We start from the raw sequence: 21,971 nt of genomic DNA, 5'->3' as shown, positions 1-21,971 counted from the left end.
AAGGGAGGGGAACCATGGCGTACACGGTGGGTCAGGTGGCGAAGGTCGCCGGCGTGACGGTGCGGACGCTGCACCACTACGACGAGATCGGGTTGCTCTCGCCCAGCGGGCGCACCTCGGCCGGTTACCGCCGCTATGACGACGCGGACCTGCAACGGTTGCAGCTCGTCCTGTACTACCGGGAGCTGGGTTTCCCGCTTGAGGAGATCACCGCGATCATCGACGACCCGGCGGCCGATCCGGCCGCGCACCTGCGCCGACAGCACGAACTGCTGACGGTACGGCTCAAGCGGTTGCAGGAGATGGTCGCGGCGATCGAGTTCGCGATGGAGGCGAGCAAGTTGAACATCCAACTCACACCGGAGGAGCGGTTCGAGGTCTTCGGCGACTTCAGCCCGGAGGAGCACGAGGCCGAGGCGGAGCGGCGGTGGGGCGACACCGACGCGTACCGGGAGTCGAACCGGCGGGCCTCCCGCTACACCAAGGACGACTGGCTGCGGATCAAGGCCGAGAACGAGGACTGGGGCCGGCGGATCGTCGCGCTGATGGCCTCGGGCGCACCGGCGGACAGCCCGGAGGCGATGGAGTTGGCCGAGGAACACCGGCAGCTCATCAGCCGCTGGTTCTACGAGTGCTCGTACGAGGTGCAGACCGGGTTGGCCGACATGTACCTGGCCGACGAGCGGTTCACCGCGTACTACGAGAACATCGCGCCGGGGCTGGCCGAGTATCTGCACGAGGCGATCCACGCCAACGCGATCAGTCGGGCCTGATCGGCCGGGAGGCCGACCGGGAACAGCAGCGGCCGGGAGGCCGACCGGGAACAGCAGCGGCCGGGAGGCCGACCCGGAACAGCGGCGCGGGGGGGGCGGGGGGGGGGGGCCGGCCCCCCCCCCCCGGGGGGCCCCGCCCCCCCCCCCACCAACCGGTAGCCGCCGGGGGCCGGCCCGGGGGGGGGGGGGGGGGCCGCGGGGGCCCCCCCCCGCCCCCCGCGGGGGGGGGGGGGGGGGGGGGGGGGGGGGCGCCGCCGGGGCCCCCCCGCCCCCCGGGGGGGGGGGGGGGGCGGCCCCCCCCCCCCCCCCCCCGCCACTTGGTCAGCCTGGTTCAGGCCGGGACGAGTTCCCGGCATCGGCGCAGGGCAGCCTGGGCCAGCGGCGCGTCCCGGCCCGCGATCCCGGCCTCCAGTTCGGCTACCGCTCCCGCGGCCCGCTCCGGATCACCGGCTGCGGCCGCCGCCTCTGCCAGCACCAACACGGCCTCGGCGGCCCACGCCAGGATGCCCTTTCCGCGTACCAGCGTCAGCGCCTCCGCCGCGTGCCGGGTGGCCTCGTCCGGACGCCCGGCCAGGGTGAGCCGGGCCAGCGCCGAGAGCGCCTGCACCAGCGGCCAGATCGCACCGACCCGCCGGGCATCGGCCACCACCTCCCGCAGCGCCCGTTCGGCCACCTCCACCTCGTCGCGCCCCTCGGCCTTGCCGCCGCCTGCGGTGCCGGCGGTACGGGCCAGCACGGTCGCCAGTTCGACCCGCGCGTCCAGCAGGGTGACCGGCATCCGCTCGCTGGTGGCGACCAAACGGCTGAGTCGTTCGGCGAGCCCGTCCAGTCGGCCGGCGGCCCGGTCCAGTGACAGTTCGGTCGCCTCCACCAGGGACGTCAGCCGCTCGTACCCGGTCTCGTCGACAAGCGCCCGACCGGCCGCAAGCAGCGCGTCGGCCTGCTCCGGGTGGCCGGCGTGCAGCGCGCCCTGTGCCCAGTTCAGGCAGGCCCGCGCATGCTCGCGGGGCCGGTCGGCCAACTCGGCGGACGCGCGCAGCTCGGAGATGATCGCCCAGGCCGCCGGGTCGCCCAACTCCAGCAGCAGCGAGGCTCGGGCGATGCGGACCGCGAGGTGCGCCGCCGGATCCCCGCTGGCCGCCGCGGCGGTCTCCGCCTCCGCGCACCGGGCCAGGTGGTCGTCGACGTGCCGGCCGACGACGGTGTCGGGGGCCGCCAGCACCGCGAGCGCCGGGGCCTTGCGGCGCGGCGCGCGCAGGTACGGCACGGCACGCTCGATCTCGGTGTACCCGCGCAGCGCCTCGCCCTGCTGGCGCAGCATCCGCCCGAGCACCAGACCCAGCTCACCTCGGGCGCCCGGCGGCAGCCGTCGATCGGCGAGCAGCCGTTCCAGCACCGGGATCGCCTCGGCCTGGCTGAGCCCGTCGATGGCCGACCGGCCCAGCTTCGCGGCGAGCCGAACCCGTACCGGTCGGGGCAGCTCGGCGATGTCCATCGTCTGGAGCAGGAAGCTGGCGGCGGTCGCGTCGTCGCCGCGCTCGGTGGCCAGGTCGGCGGCGGCCTCGGCATTGCGGACGAAGTCGGCCCCGCTGCCGGCCCGACGGTAGTGGTGCGCCAGCTGGGCCACCGGCCTCGGCAGTTCCTGTTCCAGCACTCGCGCCACCCGCAGGTGCAGCCACTCCCGGTTCTCCCGGGGCACCAGGTCGTACACCACCTGTCGGGCCAGGTCGTGGCGGAACCGCAGGCCGTCCCCGGCGTCGTGCAGCAGGCCCGCCCGGTGCGCGGTGGTCAACGCGGCGCCGATCGCCACCCGGTCCAGGCTGAGCACCGAGGCAAGGATGCGCTGATCGGGCGCCATCCCCAGTACGGCCGCCGCGCCGAGCACCTCCCGGGTGGCCTCGTCGAGCGGGCGCAGCCGCCAGAGCAGCACGTCACGGAGGAGGAACGGGACGCTGTCGTCGGCCAACGGGTCGCCGCCACGCTCGGCGAGCGTCCGCAGCACCTCCTCCACCACGAACGGGATGCCGGCGGTGCGGTCGAGCAGGGTGGCGGTCAGCTGCTGCGGCGGATCATCGAGGCGCAGGGTGCGGGCCGCCAGCCGGCGTACGTCGTCGGCGTCCAGCGGGCTGAGCGCAACGCGCGTGACGCTCCACGGGGGAGTCCGCGCCAGGGCGTCGTGGATCGGCGTACTGCTTCCCGGCGTCGCCGTACGCGCGGTCAGCACCACGGCCAGCCCCTCCACCGGGTGGGTACTCAGGTAACGGAGGAGTTCGCAGGTCGCCGGGTCCGCCCAGTGCAGATCCTCCAGCAGAAGGGTGGCGGGGCTCAGCGCGGCGAGCACCGCCGCGACGGCGCGGAGCAGGCGGTGTCGCTCGGCCGCCGGGTCGGTCAACGGGGGCGGCGCGTCCGGCAGTACGTCGGCCAGTTCGGGCAGCAGTGGCGCGAGGGCGCCAGCCACCGGGCTGAGCGGACCGAGTTGGTCGGCGCCGCCCCGGATCGCGTCCAGCAGCACGCCGAGTGGGAAGGGCTCGGGCACGTCGTCGCACTCGCCGATGAGGTGCCGGCCGGGAAGTTCGGCGAGCAGTTCGGCGACGAGTCGGCTCTTGCCGATCCCGGGCTCACCCTCCAGCAGGATCAGGCAGGGTGGGGTTGCGACGAGCCGGCGTAGCTGGGCCAACTCCGCCGCTCGGCCGACGAACTCGACCGGCCCGCGCAGACGTTCGGGGCGGACGGGAGTTGGGCTCCCGCCGCCCCGTCTCTTGTCCTCGTCGCCGTCGATCACCGTGGGCCGAGCAGATCACCTCTGTCCAGCGCGGCTGTGGTCCGGCGGGCCGGCGGTGACCTGGGTCATAAGCCGGACCGCCGGCCCATCTACACGGTCAGGACTGGACAGTGACCGGCACCGTCTTCAGCGAGCCGTCGCCGTTGCGGAACTCCAGCACCCCGAGGTAGCGCTGACCCGGGGCGAGACCGAACCACCGCAGGGTCAGGTTCGCCGTCGCGCCCGGCTGCACGCTGCGCTGCTTCGGGTCGATGGTGAACCGGCCGGTGGAGGTGTTCGGCGCGCCCGGCAGGTAACTGGTCACGGTGTACGCGTTAGCGCCGTCCTGAATGTTCTCGGTGAACTCCTGCTCGACGACCACGATGTAGTCCCCGGCGCCGTCCGGCAGGGTCACCTTGGCGCCGTCCCGGCCGCTGGCCGTGGCGGTGACGAACTTCCCGAACTTGTCGTAGACGTTGAGGCTGAACTCGGTGCACTCCATCACCCCCTCCTCGTCGTCCCAGTCGATGTGGGAGCAGGTGGGCCGCTGCGACGTCACCTGGACGAGAGGGCTGCGGGTCCCGGCCGGCACGTGCAGGGTGGTCTTGCTGATCGACGCGGGAAGCGGCACCGGCAGGTTGTTCGACGTGCTCCAGTCCCAGCTCGGCCCGTCGCCCTGGAGGGTGACCACGTTGCTGGTGCCCGAGGTCAGGCCGGAGAGCTGGGAGATCAGCTGACCCTGGTAGCCGACCTCGGCGGCGATCCGGACGCTGCCGAAGGTGCCCTTGCCGGTGATGGCGTCGGGGGCGACCAGCCCGGAGTTGTGCACGACCAGCGGGCTGCGTACCGCGTGCTTGTACTGGTCGCGCCAGGTCAGCGAACCGTCGGCCCAGGTGTCGAACGCGCCACCGGTGTTGGTGACCTCAACGGTGAAACGGGCGCTCTTGCCCGGCCGGATCTGCAGCTTCTTCGGGGTGACCTTGACCTGGTAGCCCGGCGGGGCCTGCACCGACGAGGAGTAGGTGCTGGTCTTGTCGCTGACGTTGGTGACCGTGCGGGTCACCGTCTGCTTGCCCACCATCCGGCCCAGCGAGATGGACGGGTAGTTGAGCTGTGCCGTGTCGATCGCGCCGGCCGTGTCGCAGCCGTCCAGGTCGCCGAGTCCGTAGTCGCTGCCACGGTCGGCGGACACCCCGCACAGGTACTGGATCCAGTCCTGCTGGTTGGAGTCGTAGACCAGGCCCGGGTCGAAGGCGCTGCCCGGCTCGACCTGGCCGGCGCCGTAGTTCAGCGGAGTCGCGTCGTACGTGCCGATCTTGATCGGGTTGCCCTTGTCGGTCTTGTCCACCGCGCTGGTCATCAGCGCCGAGCGGACCGCCGCCGGCGACCAGCCGGGGTGCTTGGCCAGCAGCAGGGCGGCGATGCCGGCGATGTGCGGTGCCGCCATCGAGGTGCCCGACTCCAGCGCGAAGTCGTTGCCGCCGATGGACGGGGAGAACGCGGCCACGATGTCCTGACCGGGCGCGCTGATGTCCGGCTTGAGCAGCTCACCGGCGTTGAGGTTCGACGGGCCCGCCGAGGAGAACGCGGCGACCGCGGGCGCCTCGACCGTCTCCAGCTCGCTCGGCGAGATGGTCGCCGTGGCGTTGCCCTTGGCGACGTACGCGGTGACCGTGGCCAGGTCGACCTCGTTGATGTGCACGGTCGGCACGGCCTGCACGTCGGCGTTCAGGGAGTTCAGCTCGTCGTTGTACAGCACCATGCCGACGCCGCCAGCCCGCGCCACCTCGATGCTCTTGTCGGTACGCGGGATCTCGCCGCGCAGGCAGAGCACGATCGCGCCCTTGACCTTGGCCGGATCCAACGTGTCGTCGGCGCAGAGGCCGGCACCGTAGGCGCCATCCGGGTCGATTGCGCTGTCCTTCGCGAAGACCAGTCGGGCCGGCCCGACACCGGTCTCGCCCATGCCCACACCGGCGATGGTGGTGCCATTGCCGAGGGTGAGCTTCCGGGTGTTCTGCCGGTCGGTCGTGCTCGCCGCCACAGTGGTCAGCCAGGGCGTCGAGTTGTCGACGGTGTTGGCGAACGGGCCGGAGTTGCCCGCGGCGGCGGCGACGAACACCCCGGCGGCGGCCGCGTTGAAGAACGTCGCGTCGACCGTCCCGAACCGCTCGGTGTCGTCACCGATCGAGTAGTTGATCACGTCGACGCCGTCCGCGACCGCATCGTCGATGGCGTGCACGATGTCGATGTCGGTGCCGGTCGCTCCGCCCGCACCGTTGTCGTACAGCGCCTTGTAGATCGCCAACCGCGCGGCCGGCGCCATGCCGGAGATCATGCCCAGGTCCTGGGTGCCCGACGTGGCCCGCACGCCGTGGATGCCGGCCGCGGTGCTGGCGGTGTGGGTGCCGTGGCCGTTGCGGTCGCGCGGCGAGGAGTAGTCGTCCGGGAACGCCTCGGCGATGCCGCTGTCGTTGTACCAACGCGCCCCGATCACCTTGTTGTTACAGGTGACCGGCGCTTCGACGCCGACGTCGCAGGTGCCCTTCCACTTGGCGTCGATGATGGCCTGGTCCGGGCGCGGGCTGGGCAGCGGCGCGAAGCTCGCGCTCTCCGGCCAGTAACCGCTGTCGATGACCCCGATGATCACGCCCTCACCGGCGTGGGAGTCTCCACCGAACTCCTTCTTCCACACCCCGCCCTGGCCGGTCAGGCCCAGGTAGTCCGGGGTGTGTGAGGTGGCGGCGTGCACCTTCTGGCTCTCGTACACCGCTCGGACACCGCTGGTGGCGCGCAGCCGGGCGGCCTGCGGCCCGGTCAGGTCGGCGGCGAAGCCGTTGAACGCGGTCTCCATGGTCACGCGGGTGCGCTCGGCTGGCACACCGACGTGGTCCAGCACCGACTTACGCTGCCGGCGCAGGTGATCCCGGTACGCGTTGGCGTTGCCGGACGTGCGGTTCAGCTTGGCCCCGTCGGCCGGCTTGGTCGCCGCGATCCCGGGAACCCCGCCGGTGTAGGTGGCCAGCGGCTCCTCGGCGAGCTGGACGAGGTATCGGGCCGTCGGCCCACTGCCTGCCGGCGCAGCGGTGGCGCTGGCAGGCAGGCTGGTCAGGCCGGCCGCGGTCAGCGCCACGGCGGCCAGCATGCTGACCCCGTACCTGGCCCGTCCGGTCCGATGTGCGTTCGGTTGTGGCACGTCGTTGCCTCCACGTTCGGTGCCGGCCGCCACGACTGATGACGGTGGCCGAAACCTAGGATCGGTACCGATCATCGAGAAGCACCCGTAACCTGACTGTCATCTTGGAAACAAGCTCGTAACACAACGGGTACTTTGCGCGTCATTTGGGAGCGTCGACCTGGGGGATCCATGCCATTTGGTCGGTTGCCCGTGCCGTCGGTCGAGTCGGCCTTCGTGGTCTTCGACGCCCAGGATTCCGGATGTCTGTCCTACGGGGTCGAGGAGGCGGGCCGCCGCTGGCTCGTCAAGACGGCCGCCACAGTCGAGGGCCAAGCATCCCTCGACCGGGCAGTCGCGGTGCACGCCGCCGTCCGCCATCCGGCCATCGTCCGTCCCAACCGGACGATCCACGGCGCGGCTGGTCCGACTCTCCTCTACCCCTGGCACGAAGGCACCGTCCTGAACCACGCCACCGTGCACGGCGCGGACCGCAGCGGGCTGACCCGGTTCCAGCACCTGCCGGTCCCGCAGGTCGAGGTGGCACTAGACGCGATCCTCGACGCCCACCTCGCCGTCAGCGCCGCCGGCCTGGTCGCGGTGGACCTCTACGACGGCTGCTTCCTGTACGACTTCGCCGCCAGCCGGATGCGGCTGATCGACCTCGATGAGTACCGCCCCGGTCCGTTCGTACTTGCGGCGGATCGGCTGCCCGGGTCGCGTCGCTACATGGCACCGGAGGAGTTCACCCGCGGCTCGGTCATCGACGAACGGACCACCGTGCACGCCCTCGGCCGTACCCTGCACCACCTGCTCGATTCGCCGCACGCCGCAGGGGATGCCCCCAAGCGCCGGCGTGATGCGGCGGGGGCGTGGCGGGGCACCAGCGACCAGCGTCGGGTCGTGGAGCGAGCGACGAGGCTGGTGCCGGCCGCCCGGTACCCCAACGTGCCGGCACTGGTCCGCGCCTGGCGGCTGGCGACGCCCCGAAACGGGTAGTGGCGCGTTTGCCAGGTGGCCCAGGCGTGCAGTTACGTCGGATTTCGGCGGGCGGGCGTCGGGCAGCTTCGGGCGCCGCGGAGCTCCCGGAGCGTTGCGAGTCGCTGAGCAGGCGCAGCAACCCATGTGCCCCGTCGAGCAGACCGAGCGCAGCGCCGGTCCAGGCCCGGCAATCTGGGAGCAAGCCCTCTAACTCGGAACAACGTGCGGATGTGGTTGCCCGGCGTGAGGGGCTGGCCGCATCGGCTGGCTGCTCCTACGTTCGTCGGTGGTAGTGGTTGCGGCGGGGGACCTGTTCGGGGTCGAGCCAGGCGGGTGGGATGAATTCGGGGTGGCCGTCGCCGGCTAGTTGGACGGTCCAGTCGCTGTGGTGCAGGTGGCGGTGGTGGTGGCCGCAGAGCAGGACGGCGTTGGTGAGGCTGGTCGGGCCGCCGTCGGCCCAGTGGCGGATGTGGTGGGCGTCGCACCAGCGGGGCGGGCGGTCGCAGCCGGGAAAGGCGCAGCCGCGGTCGCGCAGGACGAGGGCGCGGCGCAGTGGTCCGGTGATGAGGCGGCGTTGTCGGCCGACGTCGAGGACCTGGCCAGCGCCGCCGAGGACGGCGGGCAGCAGGGTGGCGTCGCAGGCGAGTCGACGCACCGTTTCCGGAGTGAGCTGGAGGCCGGTGTCGAGGGTGCCGGCGCCGAGCGTTGCCGTGAGCGCGTCATAGGTGGTGGTGACGACGATCTGCGCCGGGTCGCCACCACTGTCGGGCAGCTCGCCTGTCCGGAGGGCGAGTCGACACACCTCGGCGAGGGCGTCGTGGCGTCGCTGACCGGGGGACCGGGAGTCGTCCGGTCCGGACGGGGAGGTCAGTGGGTCGATGGCGGCGCGGAACAGGCCGGCGGCCTCCGCGTCGAGGGTGCCGGTGAGGCGCAGGCGACCATCGGTCTGCTCGGACAATGTGAGGTGCCGGTCGCGGGTGGCGCGGCGTGCTTCGGCTTCGAGGGCGGCCTGAGCGGCGGCGTCGGCGATGTCGGGGGCGACGTGGTCGAGGATGCGGGTGCCGAGTTTGCGCAGCAGGGTGGGGTCGAACTGCCGGGCCCAGTCGGTGAGCACACCAACGGCCTTGTCGGCGGCTTCGGTGCCAGCGGTGGTCTGGACGGTGGTGGCGGTGTCGGAGATGACCCGGGCCTGGTCGGGGGTGATGTGCCCGTCGGCTAGCGCTTGTCGTATTCCCGGGTTGCCGGCGTCGAGAGCCGTGGCGAGGTCGATCAGCCGGCGGGCGGCGGGGATGGTGAGTCGCAGGCGCTCGCGGAGCCACACCGCGGTGCAGGAGGCGCCCTGGGTGCGGGCGGTGCCGCGACCGTCGAGCTCGCGAATGAGGGTGAGGGTGACGGCGGCGAGGCGTTGCTGAAGGCGGTGCGCGACGTCGAGCGCGGCGATCAGCTCGTGTTCCGGTAGGGCCCAGGCGGGGGCGTCGACGCAGGCGGCGACCGCGTCTTCTGCCAGCGCCAACTCTTCGACCATGACCCGAGACTAGAACAGGTGTACGACAATTCCAGTCGCCATGATCGATTGGCTTGGCGGTGGCCGACGTTGAGTTGGCCGGGTGGGGGATATGCCGGGAGTTCGGCTTCGGCGATTGGCCGCAGGTGAATGCCGTCACCGCTCGGCCCTTCCGCTACGGCTTCGGGCAGCCCTACGGCAAACGTTCCCGCGAGGCGGCGTGCTCCCGGGGCGGGCGGGTGCGGCGAAGATGCGTGGTCAGGCAGAACTGTCGGACGTGGGGCTACCGCGCGACCTGGGTGAGCAGGGGCGCCGCTCCCGGCCGTGAACTGGAGTGTCAGTCGCGCCGGACGAGGCCCGGGCCCGCGATGATGTCGATGTCGCCGTCCGCGATCTCGTGGCCGGCGGCGCAGCGGAGCACCGCGCGGATCGGCTCGCCGCAGTCGTGGTGGGTGGCGACGATGGAGGGGCCGGTGTCGGTGGTGGCCCAGGTGTCGCCCCAGTTGCGCAGTGCGGTGATGACGGGCAGGAGTTCGCGGCCCTTGCGGGTGAGTTGGTACTCGTGGCGGGTGCGCTGCCCGGGCTCCCGGTAGGGGATTCGTTCGAGCAGCCCGGCGGTGACCATCTCCTTGAGTCGGGCGGCCATGGCGGGCTCGCCGACGCCGACCCGGCGGACGAAGTCGTCGAAGCGGCGCGTGCCGAGCAGGGCCTCGCGCATGATCAGGACCGTCGACCGGCTGCCCACGATGTCCATCGCCCGAGCCACCGAGCAGTTCTCGCTCGTCCAGGATTCGCGGTCGTCTCGTAGGTCCTCCATGCCGTCCAGCGTACCTGACTTGCGTGAGGGCTAGCCAGGTGCTTCACTGGGACGTGCTGACTTCAGCAAACGCAAGTCAGACCATCACCCTGAAGGATCTTCAGTGACCACCAGCGCCACAGCCCCGACTCCACCGGGCACGACCCCACCCGGACCGGCAGCACCCGGACCGGCAGCACCCGGACCCGCCGGCACAGCCCGCTCATCCTTGCGCGGTTCCCGCCCGGTGACCCTGATCGCCATGTGTCTGGGCGCGATGATCACGTTCCTGCAGATCACCGCGACGGTCTCCGCGCTGACCACGATTCAGCGGGACCTGCGGGTCGACCCGACCACAGTGGTCTGGATCCCTAGTGCCTACACCCTGATGGTGGCGAGCGTCGTGCTGTCCGCGGCCACCCTGGGCAGCCGTTACGGGCGTAAGCGCATGTTCGGCGCCGGGGTCGTCGCGATGATCGTCGGCGCAGGCGTCGTGGCCGGCGCTCCGACCGTGGCCTGGGTGATCGTCGGGCAGTTGGTGGCCGGTCTCGGTGGGGCCCTGATCCTGCCGAACAGCCTGGCGATCCTCGGCGCGACCTTCACCGACCCGCACCGACGGACCGAGGTCATCACCGCTTGGTCGGCCGCGTCCGGCATCGGGCTCGCGATCGGCCCACTCATCGCGGGCACCCTGCTGCGGCACTACCAGTGGCACAGCGTCTACCTGTCGACGATCGCGCTGGGCCTGGTCACCCTCGTTGTCGCCATCGTCGGAGTAGCCGAGTCCCGCCCGAACGCCGCCCGACTCGACGTGCCCGGCCTGCTGCTGGGCACCGTCGCCATCGCGGCCGCCGTCTACGCGCTGATCCAGGGCGGCAAGGTCGGCTACACCAGCCCGGTGGTGTCGACGGCCTGGGCCGTCGCGATCGTCGCACTTGTCGCGTTCGTCCTGGTCGAGCTGCGGACCAGCGCGCCGATGCTCGACGTACGGCTGTTCCGGTCCGCATCGTTCAGCGCTGTCATGGTCGTCGGCGCGGTGTCGCTGTTCGGTTTCACCGGCGTGGCGATCCTGCTGGTCCTCTTCCACGAACGTGCGCAGGCGCTCAGCCCGCTGGACACCGGCTGGCGGATGCTGGTGCTCTTCGGCGCCTACGTGCTTGTCGCCTTCGGTGCAGGGCGCGCGATCCGTCGTACCGGATTCAAATTGCCGTTGACCCTCGGCCTGGTCGTCGGTGCGGTCGCTAGCTTCGCGCTGGCGAACCAGGGGCCGACCACGTCGTTCGGTCACCGTTGGGCGTTGTTCGCGTTGTTCGGCGCGGCCAGCGGTCTGGTGGTGGCCCCGGCGACGGCGGCGGCGTTGGCAAGCGTCGCGCCCGCCCAGGCCGGCATGGCCTCCGGTGCGGTCAACGCCGCACGCCAGGTCGGCTCGGTGCTCGGCTCGTCCCTGCTCGGCACGCTGCTCACCACCACGATGGTGGCCGACCTGCCGGACCGGCTCGCCGCGCACCGGGTCGGCGAACCCACCAGTACCGCAGTGCGGGCGGCGGTGGCCTCCGGCGCCAACGGCGACCAACCGCTGCCCGACCCGGTCCGGGCGGCGATCGCCGAGGCGCTGACCTCCGGTGTCCAGGCCGGGTTGCGGATCAACGGCGTCGTCTTCCTCGTCACCGCAGTGCTGGCGCTCACCCTCATCCGCAACCGGCCGCACCAGCACTAGCTAGGCCGGACCAGCACTTGCGAGGCCGCACCAGCACTAGCTAGGAAGCCAGCCCATCCAACTCCTCGATGGCGTCGGCCGGCAGTTTCAGGTCGGCCGCCGCCATGTTCTCCCGCAGGTGCGCCACGCTGGAGGTGCCGGGGATCAGCACGATGGTGGGGGAGCGCTGGAGCAGCCAGGCGAGGGCGACCTGCTGCGGCGAGGCGCCCAGCCGGGCGGCCACGCTGTCGAGCGTGTCGGACTGCAACGGCGTGAACCCGCCGAGCGGGAAGAACGGCGCGAACGCGATGTTCTCCGCCGCGCACCTGTCGACCAGGGCGTCGTCCTGCCGGTTGGCGACGTTGTAGAGGTTCTGCACCGTGACCACCGGCGCGATGGCCTGGGCCTCGGTGAGCTGGTCGAGCGTGACGTTGCTGAGCCCGAGGTGCTGGATCAGGCCCTCCTGCCGCAGTTCGGCCAGAGCGGTGAACTGCGCGCCGAGCGGCTCGCCGCTGGTGCCCTCCGCGACGCCTACCCGCAGGTTGACCACGTCGAGCACGTCCAGGCCGAGGTGTTCCAGGTTTTCCCGGACCTGGGCCTTGAGGTCGTCCGGCTCCAGAGCCGGGATCCAGGAGCGGTCGGCGCCGCGGCGCGCACCGACCTTGGTGACCAGGTGCAAACCCTGGGGGTACGGGTGGAGCGCCTCGCGGATCAGCTCGTTGACCACGAAAGGTCCGTAGAAGTCGCTGGTGTCGATGTGCCGGACGCCCAGGTCGACGGCCTCGCGGAGCACGGCGAGCGCCTGCTCGGGGTCGCGGGGCGGGCCGAAGACACCCGGGCCGGCCAACTGCATCGCCCCGTAGCCCATCCGGCTCAGGGTGAGGCCGTCAGCGGGGGTGAGGGCACCGCCGGGAAGGTTCTCGCTCATGTCATCCTCTGTCCGTCGTCGTCGTGACATCCGGGGCCGCTCGGAACCGGCCCTCCGACGACTGTGCGCCGGCATCCGCCCGGGCGACAGGGCGAGCTGTTCCTGGTAGTGACACAGCCAGTCACCGGGCCGCCCGGCGATCTACCGTCGTGGCATGGACGCAACGAACCCGCTCGGCGACTTCCTGCGTGCCCGCCGGGAGCAGACCCGGCCCGAGGACGTCGGGCTCGGCCCGGGCGTGGGCCTGCGCCGGGTGCCGGGGCTGCGGCGCGAGGAGGTGGCGATGCTGGCCGGCATCAGCGCCGACTACTACCTCCGGTTGGAGCAGGGTCGTGAGCGGCACCCTTCGGTGCAGGTCCTCGATGCCCTCGCCGGGGTGCTGGGGCTGGACCCGGAGGCGACCGCGTACATGATCGGGTTGAGCCGTGCGCGGTCGCGCCGGGCGGCCCGACCGGCCGCCGAGCGGGTGCCGGCCAGCATCCTGCACCTGCTGCGGGAGCTCTCCATGCCGGCGTTCGTGCAGAATCGCTACCTCGACATCCTGGCCTCGAACCCGATGGCGAGGGCGCTGTCGCCCAATCTCGCCCCGGGTGCAAACCGACTGCGCGCGGTGTTCCTCGACCCGGCGGAGCGGGAGTTGTTCCGCGACTGGCGGCAGGCGATGCAGAGCGTGGTGGGGCAGATGCGCGCCGACTCGGTCGCGGCCACCGACGACCCACGATTGGCGGCGCTGGTGGGGGAGTTGTCCCTCAAGAGCGACTGCTTTCGACAGCTGTGGGCGCGCCACGAGGTGCGTCGCCGGGAGGGCGTGGTCAGCCGGCTGCACCACCCCGAGGTGGGCGACCTCGACCTGTACTGCGACAAGCTCGCGGTGGCGGGCGCCGACGGGCAGCTTCTGGTGATCTACCACGCCGAGCCCGGTACGGAGTCCGCCCGCTCGTTGGCGCTGCTCGGCTCGATCGCCGCCAGTGCCGCGGACGACGCGTCGGACAGCCTCCGACCCGGTGACCCGGCCCGCCTCTATCCGCTGGAGTGAGCGGGACAGCTGAGCGGTGGGCTTGACGACGTTTGTTTGTGAGTGCACACTTACAAACATGCGATCCACCGCCGAGGCCCGCCGGGTCACCGTCCTGAACACCGCCGTGTCGGTGTTCGCGCGCGCCGGCTTCCACGCCACCCCGGTCACCGCCGTGGCCGCCGCCGCCGGCATCTCCGAGGCGTACGTCTTCCGGCTCTTCTCCGGAAAGCTCGGCTTGTTCGTGGCGGCAGCCGGAGCGTGTTTCGACCGGATCGCCGACGCGATCGAGGCGGGTGCGGAGCGCGCCGAGGGTGACAGTCCCGAGGAGATCCTCGACGCCATGGGCGGTGCCTACGCGAAGCTGATCGCCGATCGCGATCTGCTGCTCTTCCAGGTGCAGGCGCAGGCCGTCACGGACATCCCGGAGGTCGCCGAGGCGGTGCGGGCCGGCTACCGGCGGGTGGCGACCTTCGTGCAGAGTCGGGCCGGTGCCAGCGACGCGCAGGTGCAGCAGTTCTTCGCGTACGGCCAGCTGTGTCACCTGATCGTGACCGCCGGCCTGGAGCAGGTTCCGGAGCCCTGGGCTCGCGCCCTGACCGCCGGCATTCGCCACCCCTGACCGACCCCGTTGCCGGGCCGCTTCGGCGGCCCACTTTTCGAGCCCGATAAGTGTGTGAGTGCACACTTACAAACAAGGGAGTGCTCCGATGACCACCGACACGACGATCACCGAAGTGGTACTGCCCGGCGTGGTGGAGCCCGACGGCCTCCTGCTGCACCGGCGCGCGATGCCCGTCCCCGCCCGGGGGCAGGCGCTCGTCCAGGTCGAGGCCACCGGCATCTCCTTCGCCGAGCAGCAGATGCGCCACGCGCTCTACCCTGGCCAGCCGAAGTTCCCGTTCGTGCCCGGCTACGACCTCGTCGGCACCGTCCGGGCGGTCGGTCCCGGCGGCGACGGCGCGCTGGTCGGCACCCGGGTGGCGGCGGTCACCAAGACCGGTGCCTGGGCCACGTACGCGCTTGTCGACATCGACGTCCTGGCCCCCGTACCCGTGGGTCTGGACCCCGCTGCGGCCGAGACCGTCGTCGTGAACGGGGTGACCGCTTGGCAGATGCTGCGGGACGCCGACCTGACGGCCGGGCAGACCATCCTCGTGCACGGCGCGAACGGCGGCGTGGGAAGCGTGCTCGTCCAACTCGGCCGACACCTCGGCCTGCGGGTCATCGGCACCGCCGCCGCCCGGCACCACGCCGGGCTGCGCGAACTCGGCGTCGAACCGCTCGACTACCGCGACCCGGAGATGGCCGCGCGGGTCCGCGAACTGTCGCCGGGCGGCGTCGACGCCGTCTTCGACCCGGTCGCCGGCCCGGGCGTACGCACCTCGTACGCCCTGCTCGCCCCCGGCGGCAAGCTGGTCGTCTACGGCAACGCCGCCGCCGTGGGCACCGGGCAGCCGGTCGTGTGGGTCTTCGTGAAGCTGCTGACCCGCCTCTACACCTGGAACGCGCTGCCCGACGGCCACCGGGCCGGTTTCTACAACTTCTGGGCCGGTCGGCTCACCCGCCGCGCCGCGTTCCGGCGTCGTCTGCGTACCGACCTCGGCACCGTGCTCGACCTGCTGCGGCAGGGAGTGATCGTGCCGCAGATCGCCGCCCGCTACCCCCTCAGCGAGGTCTCCGCGGCACTGGTGTTCGCCGAGGCACGCAGCCGGGCCGGCAAGGTGGTGCTGGAGCCCTGATCAGCCACTACGTCGAGGGCATCGGTGGTTCGGGCGGCCTTCCGCGGGCCCGGATGCTGTCGGTGACGGCAACTCCGGCGAGCACCAGGGTCGCGGCGAGGCCGGCCACCAGTGCCGGGGTGAGCACCAGGACGGGTCCCGCGACCGCCAACGCGAGCAGCGCGAGCAGTCGAGACGGCGACACACGGCTGAACACCTCGTACTCGAACCGGGCGCGTCCGAGCAGGAACAGTGCGAGCCCGCCGAGGAGTAGGCCGGCCAACCACGGCGACGTCTCCTCGGCGGGCTCGCTGATGATGACCTCGAAGCTGGCGGAGGCGGCCACGACACCGGCCACCATGAGGAGATGGGTGTTGGGCGCGGACCGTACGAACCCGCCCGGGTCCCGGGAAGCCTCGATGGCGGCTTTCAGCAGGGCCCCGGCCCGGTGGACGTAGATCTGCCACAGCAGCACGGTCGTGGCGAACCCGATCAGGAGTGCCGCCGTCCGCTCGATGGTCAGGTCGTGGGCGGCGTAGGTCAGGGTGATGACGAGGATGAGGTCGCCGAGAGTGAGCGTGAAGATCTGCTGGTAGCGCTCCGCCAGGTGGTCGGCCGCGACCGCGTAGTGGCGTGTGGGTAGACGACCGATCCGCGGTGTGGGGTAACGAAGCCAGGCGGCCGCGTAGTCGACAGCGAGCGCGGCGGTCCACAGCAGGCCCCGGGCCGGACCGCTGACGAAGGCACCGGCGAGCCACGGTACGGCGGACACGGCGAACCAGAACATCAACCGACCGGAACGCTGCTGCTCCATTCGACCGCCCAGCGCGGCCACGAGGAAGGTGCCACGTCCCACCTGGATCGCCACGTACGCGCCCGCGAAGACCAGCCCGTGCCCGGCGAAGGCTTCGGGCAACGCCCCCGCCATCAGGATCGTCCCGAACATGACCCAGAGCGTCACGGCGAAGATCGGTGGGTGGCCGAGGTGTTGGAGCTCGGTTGCCAGGGCGCTCGCTGCCCAGACCCACCAGATGGCCGTCAACAGCACCATGGTCTCGAAGAGCCCGACCCAGTCGAGACGCTGTGCCAGGGTCCGCGACGTCAGGGCGAGCGCGGCGACGAACACCAGATCGAGGAAGAGTTCCAGCAGGGTCGCCCGTTGGGGCCCCTCATCCTCGCGGGTCAGCCCTACCGCTTGGTCGGTCGTCATCAGGTGCCCGCCTACGTGCTCCGGACCTTCGAGCCTAGTGCGACATAGGCGGCGACTCGGGCAAAGTTGGTGGCCGGTCCTCGTCGAGGTGCCGGATCCAGGCTGCTGGGCAGCGCCTTCGAACCGGCCCGGCTGCCCGTGCGTGTGCAGCCGCACGTCACGAGGCGTACGGTGAACATGTCGCCCGGGAACCCGGTGGCCGCCAGACGCCGTCGCCATCAGCCCATCAGGGGCGTTACCGAACGTCATCCCCGTCGCCGCGACTCGCTGGTCGTGCTGGCCGATCGCCGACCACGTCCCCGGCCGCCGGGTTCGCCCGTCATCGCGGTCCGAACGGTTGGTGGTCCGAATCCAACCGCGCGTGCGCACCGCTGTCCGTGCGAATGATCGTTTTGAACACCTCAACCAGGGGAGCACCAGATGAGAATCGCCAGAGACCGGATCGTCACCGCACTTCGCGACCGGGGCCAGCAGGCCCGGGCCGACTGGGTCGAGCGCGAGCTGCCGGAGCGCGTGGACCCGGCCAAGCACTCCGGGCTGCTCGCCACCCTGAACCTCAACCCAGCTGATCTCGTCGACGCGTCCTCCCCTTGAGGGTTGCGCTGCTCGGACCGGTCGCCTGGCGTACGCCCCCACACCACTACGGCCCGTGGGAGCAGGTGACCGGGCTGCTCGCCGAGGGGCTGGTCAGCCGCGGGGTCGACGTGACGCTGTTCGCGACACTGGACTCCGTCACATCCGCCCAGCTCGACGGAGTCTGCCCACGGGGGTACGCGGACGACCCCGACCTGGACGGTCGGGTGTGGGAGGCGATGCACGTCTCGCACGCGATGGCCCGCTCGGCGCAGTTCGACCTGGTGCACAGTCACCTGGACTGGCTGCCCCTGGCGTTCGCAGAACACTGCCGCGCGCCGCTGCTGACCACAGTGCACGGCTTCTCCGGCGCGGGGATTTTGCCCGCCTACGGCCGAGCCCGCTCGTCGTACGTGTCGATCTCCGACGCCGACCGGGCGCCGGAGCTCGACTACGTGGCCACGGTGTACCACGGCGTCGACGTCGGCGGACTGCCATTCACCGACGAGGCCGGTCCTGGGCTGGCCGCCTTCGGCCGGATCCACCCGGACAAGGGCACCCACACCGCGATCGAGATCGCCCGCCGCGCCGGCCGGCCCCTGACCATCTGCGGGATCGTGCAGGACGAGCGGTACTTCACCGAAGAGGTCGCCCCGCACATCGACGGCGATCAGGTCGTCTTCCTCGGGTCGGTGGGTCCGCGACGGCGTGCCGAGGTGCTGGGTGACAGCACCGCACTGCTGCACCCGATCGCCTTCGACGAGCCGTTCGGGCTGTCGGTCGTGGAATCGATGGTCTGTGGCACTCCGGTGGTCGCCTACAAGCGGGGGTCCATGCCCGAGGTCGTCGACGAAGGGGTGACGGGTCTTCTCGTCTCCACCGTCGACCAGGCCGTCGAAGCGGTCACCCGGGTCGCCGGCCTCGATCGGGTGAAGTGTCGGGCGCGGGCTCTGGAGCGCTTCGGCGCGGACCGGATGGTCACCGACTATCTGGCCGTCTACGACAAGCTCGTCCGCACCTGACTGAACCGCACCGCTCTCCGTTCCGCCGGTCACACACGCTGACCGGCGTACGCCGTTCCCGCGTGAGGCTCACCCCGTACTCCTGCGGTGGCCGACAACCGGAAGGCCCGACGTTCATGCTCAGCTACGGATTCCTCAGCACCCACCCACCGACCCGGTGTGGACTGGCCACCTTCAACGCGGCCCTCGCCGCCCAGTTGACCGCCGACGGCACCCGCGGCGGCATCGTCCGGGTCACCGATCACGGCGACGACCAGCGGCCCGTGCCCGGGGTGGTGCACACCTGGTCGTCGCGGAACCCGGCCGGTTGGCGGGAGGCGGCGGCCGCTCTGAACGCGTACGACGTGGCGATCGTCCAGCACGAGTACGGCATCTACCCCGGCACAGACGGCGAGGAGGTCCTGCCGTTGCTGCGGCGGCTCAGCGTGCCGAGCATCGTGGTCCTGCACACCGTGCTCAGCCAGCCCTCGGCCCGGCAGAAATCCCTGTTGGAGCAGATCGTGGCGACCGCTGGAGCGGTCGTCACGATGACCGACACCGCCCGCGACCGGCTGCTCGTCGGGTACGCCGTGCCGGCGGGCAAGGTGACGGTGATCCCGCACGGCGCGGCCGAGCTTGCCGGTGTACCCGTCGACAGGCGTACCCGTCCGCACCTGCTGACCTGGGGGCTGCTCGGGCCGGGCAAGGGCATCGAGTGGTCGTTGCGGGCCCTCGCGCGGTTGCAGGATCTGGAACCGACTCCGACCTACACGGTGGCGGGGCGGACCCACCCGAAGGTGATCGAGCACCACGGTGAGGCGTACCGGGCGGGGCTGCACCAGCTCGGTGCCCAGCTGGGCGTCGCGCACGCCGTCGACTACCAGGACGTCTACCACGACCAGGAGGCGCTGGGCCGCCTGATCCGCTCCGCGGACGTGGTCGTCCTGCCCTACGACTCCCGCGAACAGGTCACCTCCGGCGTACTCATCGAAGCGGTGGCCGCCGGGGTGCCCGTCGTGGCGACGGCGTTCCCGCACGCCGTCGAGCTGCTGACCGGTGGGCCCGGTCTGGTCGTACCCCACCAGAACCCGACGGCACTGGCCAAGGCGATCCGGCGGGTCCTGATCGAACCGGGCCTGACCGCCCGGTTGGCCGGGCGGGTTCGTCCACTGGCCGCGCACCTGCGTTGGCCCGCGGTGGCGGCCCGCTACGGCGCCCTCGCCGAAGAGCTCGTCGACGCCCGCTCGCCCGCCGCCAGCGCCGTGCCGGCGTGACGGCGACCACCGGACGCCCCCGGATAGCGACGGGTGGGCGCTGGGGGACGGCACCCGCGCCGAGCTTCGCGCACCTGGCTCGGCTCAGCGACGACACCGGTCTGTTCGAGCACGCACGGCACGCCATCGTCCGGCGTGAGCATGGCTACTGCACCGACGACGTGGCCCGTGGCCTGGTGGTCGTCGGCCGCGAGCCGGAGCCGAGCGAGGAACTGCTCCAGCTGGCGGAGCGATACCTGGCGTTCCTGACCCACGCGCAGGACGACGGCGGCGCGTTCCGCAACCGGCTCGGGCACGATCGCCGCTGGGTCGACGAACCAGGACTCGGCGACTGGTGGGGTCGAGCTCTGTGGGGCCTGGGCACGGCCGTCGCCCGCAGCCCCGCCCCATGGGTACGCGAGGAGGCGTTGGTCGCCTTCAGCCGGGGTGCCGTCCGGCGGGCCAAGGCCCCGCACACGATGGCCTTCGCCGGTCTGGGTGCGGTCGAGGTGCTCCGTCGCCACCCGGGCCATGTCGTCGCCGCGTCCCTGCTGGCGGACGCGGCCAGCACGATCGGCCCCCCGGCCTCCGATCCGGGCTGGCCGTGGCCACGGCAGGAGCTGACGTACGCCAACGCCGCCCTCGCCGAAGTGGTCATCGCCGCGAGTCAGCTTCGCGAGGGTGGCCCACCTCTCGACGACGGCCTGCGCATGTTGACCTGGCTGCGCGATGTCCAGCTCCGCGACGGGCGGCTGTCGGTCGTACCCGCCGGGGGTTGGCGGCGCGGCGCCGTACGACTGCGGCACGACCAGCAGCCGATCGAGGTCGCCGCCTTCGCCGACGCCTGCGCCACGGCGGCCGCGGTCACCGGGGACCCGGAGTGGGACAACGAGGTGCGGCAGGCGGTCGGGTGGTTCCTCGGCGACAACGACCTCGGCACGCCGATGTGGGATCCGGCGACCGGCGGCGGCTACGACGGGCTGACCGCGCACGGGCCCAACCTCAACCAGGGAGCCGAGTCCACCCTCGCGCTCATCTCCACCCTGCAGCACGCCCGGCGGTGGTCGTGACCGGGAGTCTGGCCGTCCGGCAGGACGTCACCCTCACCCCGGATCCACGTCGCGTCATCGTCAAGCTCTTCGTTCCGGGTGAGGACGCCGCAGTGGTACGGAACCGCGCGCAGGCGCTCATCGACCGGGTCGCGCACCTCGACGACGAGGAGACCGCCCGGCTGCTGCGGGACACCCTGGACCGGTTCGGCGCCCGGCACCGCGACCTGGCCGGCACCTTCCACCACCACTACGACCTGGTCCGGCACCGCGCCGCGCGGGCCCGGGACCTCTCGCCGAACAGCCGGCTGCTGGTCGGCGCCTACTTCAGCCACGAGTACGCCGTCGAGGCCGCCGCCCTGTGCAACCCGTCGATGGTGGCCTACCCGGACCAGACCGGTCTCGGCCCCGGGCAGCTGCGCGTCGCCGTCAGCCTGCGCCAGGTCGGGGAGGGCCACGTGTCCTCGATCGGTTTCGCCACCGCGATCGTCGGACCGGGGAAACAGCTCACGATCGCCGATCGGACCGGGCCGTTGGCCGTCGGGCAGCGGACGGGCGTACGGCACCGCCGGGACCTGCTCGTTGCCGGCCTGGCCGAGGAGGACTGCGACAACGAGGTCACGGCCACGGTGCTGGACGCGTTGCCCGAGTGGTACGACGAGGCCGCCTTCGAGCGGGTGCTCGGCAACCTGCCACCCGATCTGCTCTCCCGCAGCACCGGGTTGGGGACCGTCGAACAACTGCGTCGTACCAACGCCGGTAGCTACGCCACGGCCTTCCCGGCCGACACGGTCCTGCACCAACGGGTGCTGTGGCCAGCCACCCCGGCGGAGAGCAACGGCATGGAGGACGCGCGGTTCGTCCGCTTCGTCGATGAGTCCGGGCCGGTGTACCGGGCCACCTACACCGCCTACGACGGCCGGAACATCGCCACCCGCGCACTGACCAGCGAGGACCTGCGCCGGTTCGAGATGACCCCGATGCGCGGGCCGGGTGCCCGGAACAAGGGGCTCGCGCTGTTTCCGCGTACCGTCGGCGGCCGGCACCTGGCGCTCTGCCGTGCCGACGGCGAGACCATCGGCCTGACCGCCCTGGACGGCGAGAACCGCTGGCAGGCTCCGACGCCGTTGCACGCACCGGGCGAGAGCTGGGAGTTGATCCAGGTCGGCAACTGCGGATCACCGATCGAGACCGACGTCGGCTGGCTCGTGCTCACCCACGGTGTCGGGCCGATGCGTTCGTACGCGATCGGTGCGCTCCTGCTCGACCTGCACACACCGGAGCGGGTCGTCGCCCACCTGCCTGGTGCGCTTCTCGCACCCGACGAGAACGACCGGGACGGGTACGTACCGAACGTCGTCTACTCCTGCGGCGCGCTCGTGCACGACGGTGAGCTGTGGATGCCGTACGGGGCGAGCGACGCGCGGGTGGGATTCGCCACCGTGCCGCTGTCCGCGCTCCTGAGCGCGATGGTCGAGGCCCCACCGTCGGGCAATCGGGACGAGTGAGCGCCGGTGGTGCCGCCCCGGCGGCCG

At 71.8% G+C, this 21,971-nt stretch carries 17 protein-coding genes; 11 read left to right on the top strand and 6 right to left on the bottom strand.

The features are described from left to right. Nucleotides 1–14 precede the first annotated feature (14 nt). Entirely contained in the window at nt 15–773 is a 759-nt protein-coding gene (locus tag ACIBD9_RS08790; RefSeq protein WP_396715878.1) for a MerR family transcriptional regulator, read from the top strand. A 331-nt stretch (nt 774–1,104) separates the two neighbouring features. Here the strand turns inward: ACIBD9_RS08790 and ACIBD9_RS08785 are convergent, their stop codons facing one another. Both ACIBD9_RS08785 and ACIBD9_RS08780 read right to left on the bottom strand, forming a co-directional pair. Continuing rightward, entirely contained in the window at nt 1,105–3,555 is a 2,451-nt protein-coding gene (locus ACIBD9_RS08785; RefSeq protein ID WP_396715876.1) for an ATP-binding protein, read from the bottom strand. 97 nt (nt 3,556–3,652) lie between these two features. Next, the gene (locus tag ACIBD9_RS08780) at nt 3,653–6,679 is read right to left on the bottom strand and encodes a S8 family serine peptidase (RefSeq protein ID WP_396715874.1); all 3,027 of its coding nucleotides are present in this window, start codon (nt 6,677–6,679) and stop codon (nt 3,653–3,655) included. 222 nt (nt 6,680–6,901) lie between these two features. Here ACIBD9_RS08780 and ACIBD9_RS08775 point away from each other — a divergent pair, with 222 nt between their 5' ends. Next, the gene (locus ACIBD9_RS08775) at nt 6,902–7,708 is read left to right on the top strand and encodes a serine/threonine protein kinase (protein ID WP_396715872.1); all 807 of its coding nucleotides are present in this window, start codon (nt 6,902–6,904) and stop codon (nt 7,706–7,708) included. A gap of 256 nt (nt 7,709–7,964) precedes the next feature. Here the strand turns inward: ACIBD9_RS08775 and ACIBD9_RS08770 are convergent, their stop codons facing one another. Together ACIBD9_RS08770 and ACIBD9_RS08765 are read right to left on the bottom strand one after the other, a co-directional pair. After that, on the bottom strand, nt 7,965–9,215 hold the full coding sequence (locus ACIBD9_RS08770) for a DUF222 domain-containing protein (RefSeq protein ID WP_396715870.1): 1,251 nt from the start codon (nt 9,213–9,215) through the stop codon (nt 7,965–7,967). A gap of 316 nt (nt 9,216–9,531) precedes the next feature. Then, the gene (locus ACIBD9_RS08765) at nt 9,532–10,011 is read right to left on the bottom strand and encodes a winged helix-turn-helix transcriptional regulator (RefSeq protein ID WP_396715868.1); all 480 of its coding nucleotides are present in this window, start codon (nt 10,009–10,011) and stop codon (nt 9,532–9,534) included. Between the two features lie 226 nt (nt 10,012–10,237). Here ACIBD9_RS08765 and ACIBD9_RS08760 point away from each other — a divergent pair, with 226 nt between their 5' ends. After that, complete coding sequence (locus tag ACIBD9_RS08760; protein ID WP_396715866.1) at nt 10,238–11,707, top strand: MFS transporter; 1,470 nt, start codon at nt 10,238–10,240, stop codon at nt 11,705–11,707. A gap of 40 nt (nt 11,708–11,747) precedes the next feature. Here ACIBD9_RS08760 and ACIBD9_RS08755 read toward each other — a convergent pair whose 3' ends face one another. Next, nucleotides 11,748–12,614: an oxidoreductase gene (locus ACIBD9_RS08755; protein WP_396715864.1), complete on the bottom strand. Its 867-nt coding sequence runs from the start codon at nt 12,612–12,614 to the stop codon at nt 11,748–11,750. A gap of 154 nt (nt 12,615–12,768) precedes the next feature. Here ACIBD9_RS08755 and ACIBD9_RS08750 point away from each other — a divergent pair, with 154 nt between their 5' ends. The 3 genes from ACIBD9_RS08750 to ACIBD9_RS08740 all read left to right on the top strand — a co-directional run bounded on the left by ACIBD9_RS08750 (nt 12,769) and on the right by ACIBD9_RS08740 (nt 15,371). Further along, nucleotides 12,769–13,650 carry a helix-turn-helix domain-containing protein gene (locus tag ACIBD9_RS08750; RefSeq protein WP_396715862.1) on the top strand — a complete coding sequence of 294 codons (882 nt, stop codon included), beginning with the start codon at nt 12,769–12,771 and terminating at the stop codon, nt 13,648–13,650. A 58-nt stretch (nt 13,651–13,708) separates the two neighbouring features. Next, nucleotides 13,709–14,251, top strand: a complete 543-nt coding sequence (locus ACIBD9_RS08745) for a TetR/AcrR family transcriptional regulator (protein ID WP_396715860.1) — start codon at nt 13,709–13,711, stop codon at nt 14,249–14,251. Nucleotides 14,252–14,339: 88 nt separating this feature from the next. After that, nucleotides 14,340–15,371, top strand: coding sequence for a medium chain dehydrogenase/reductase family protein (locus ACIBD9_RS08740; RefSeq protein ID WP_396715858.1), 1,032 nt, complete (start codon nt 14,340–14,342; stop codon nt 15,369–15,371). 7 nt (nt 15,372–15,378) lie between these two features. On the opposite strand, the gene ACIBD9_RS08735 is transcribed toward ACIBD9_RS08740, so the two are convergent. After that, the gene (locus tag ACIBD9_RS08735; protein ID WP_396715856.1) at nt 15,379–16,560 is read right to left on the bottom strand and encodes a low temperature requirement protein A; all 1,182 of its coding nucleotides are present in this window, start codon (nt 16,558–16,560) and stop codon (nt 15,379–15,381) included. Between the two features lie 420 nt (nt 16,561–16,980). Here ACIBD9_RS08735 and ACIBD9_RS08730 point away from each other — a divergent pair, with 420 nt between their 5' ends. From ACIBD9_RS08730 to ACIBD9_RS08710, 5 genes are all read left to right on the top strand, one after another. Continuing rightward, nucleotides 16,981–17,154 (top strand): hypothetical protein, encoded by a 174-nt coding sequence (locus ACIBD9_RS08730; protein WP_238661919.1) that lies wholly within the window; start codon nt 16,981–16,983, stop codon nt 17,152–17,154. Further along, nucleotides 17,151–18,155 (top strand): glycosyltransferase family 4 protein, encoded by a 1,005-nt coding sequence (locus ACIBD9_RS08725; RefSeq protein ID WP_396715854.1) that lies wholly within the window; start codon nt 17,151–17,153, stop codon nt 18,153–18,155. Before ACIBD9_RS08730 ends, ACIBD9_RS08725 begins: the two co-directional genes overlap by 4 nt. Nucleotides 18,156–18,271: 116 nt before the next feature. Continuing rightward, on the top strand, nt 18,272–19,408 hold the full coding sequence (locus tag ACIBD9_RS08720; RefSeq protein WP_396716183.1) for a glycosyltransferase: 1,137 nt from the start codon (nt 18,272–18,274) through the stop codon (nt 19,406–19,408). Next, nucleotides 19,405–20,457, top strand: a complete 1,053-nt coding sequence (locus ACIBD9_RS08715; protein WP_396715852.1) for a glycosyltransferase — start codon at nt 19,405–19,407, stop codon at nt 20,455–20,457. Before ACIBD9_RS08720 ends, ACIBD9_RS08715 begins: the two co-directional genes overlap by 4 nt. Further along, a complete protein-coding gene (locus tag ACIBD9_RS08710) occupies nt 20,454–21,944 on the top strand; it encodes a glycoside hydrolase family 130 protein (protein WP_396715850.1) in 1,491 nt (496 codons plus the stop codon). The genes ACIBD9_RS08715 and ACIBD9_RS08710 overlap by 4 nt, the downstream gene beginning before the upstream one ends. Nucleotides 21,945–21,971 lie beyond the last annotated feature (27 nt).

The sequence above is a fragment of the Micromonospora sp. NPDC050784 genome (genome assembly GCF_044456765.1).
GTDB classification, from domain to species: Bacteria; Actinomycetota; Actinomycetes; order Mycobacteriales; family Micromonosporaceae; genus Micromonospora; species Micromonospora foliorum.
The sequence above is the reverse complement of the archived record's forward strand: the minus strand, read 5'-3'. Positions and strand labels throughout refer to the sequence as shown.

What these genes read in the sequence shown, in the direction of transcription:
- ACIBD9_RS08790 (WP_396715878.1), top strand. Translation starts at nt 15, where the DNA reads ATGGCGTACACGGTGGGTCAGGTGGCGAAGGTCGCCGGCGTGACGGTG.
- ACIBD9_RS08780 (WP_396715874.1), bottom strand. Translation starts at nt 6,679, where the DNA reads ATGCTGGCCGCCGTGGCGCTGACCGCGGCCGGCCTGACCAGCCTGCCT.
- ACIBD9_RS08775 (WP_396715872.1), top strand. Translation starts at nt 6,902, where the DNA reads ATGCCATTTGGTCGGTTGCCCGTGCCGTCGGTCGAGTCGGCCTTCGTG.
- ACIBD9_RS08770 (WP_396715870.1), bottom strand. Translation starts at nt 9,215, where the DNA reads ATGGTCGAAGAGTTGGCGCTGGCAGAAGACGCGGTCGCCGCCTGCGTC.
- ACIBD9_RS08765 (WP_396715868.1), bottom strand. Translation starts at nt 10,011, where the DNA reads ATGGAGGACCTACGAGACGACCGCGAATCCTGGACGAGCGAGAACTGC.
- ACIBD9_RS08755 (WP_396715864.1), bottom strand. Translation starts at nt 12,614, where the DNA reads ATGAGCGAGAACCTTCCCGGCGGTGCCCTCACCCCCGCTGACGGCCTC.
- ACIBD9_RS08750 (WP_396715862.1), top strand. Translation starts at nt 12,769, where the DNA reads ATGGACGCAACGAACCCGCTCGGCGACTTCCTGCGTGCCCGCCGGGAG.
- ACIBD9_RS08745 (WP_396715860.1), top strand. Translation starts at nt 13,709, where the DNA reads ATGCGATCCACCGCCGAGGCCCGCCGGGTCACCGTCCTGAACACCGCC.
- ACIBD9_RS08740 (WP_396715858.1), top strand. Translation starts at nt 14,340, where the DNA reads ATGACCACCGACACGACGATCACCGAAGTGGTACTGCCCGGCGTGGTG.
- ACIBD9_RS08735 (WP_396715856.1), bottom strand. Translation starts at nt 16,560, where the DNA reads ATGACGACCGACCAAGCGGTAGGGCTGACCCGCGAGGATGAGGGGCCC.
- ACIBD9_RS08730 (WP_238661919.1), top strand. Translation starts at nt 16,981, where the DNA reads ATGAGAATCGCCAGAGACCGGATCGTCACCGCACTTCGCGACCGGGGC.
- ACIBD9_RS08720 (WP_396716183.1), top strand. Translation starts at nt 18,272, where the DNA reads ATGCTCAGCTACGGATTCCTCAGCACCCACCCACCGACCCGGTGTGGA.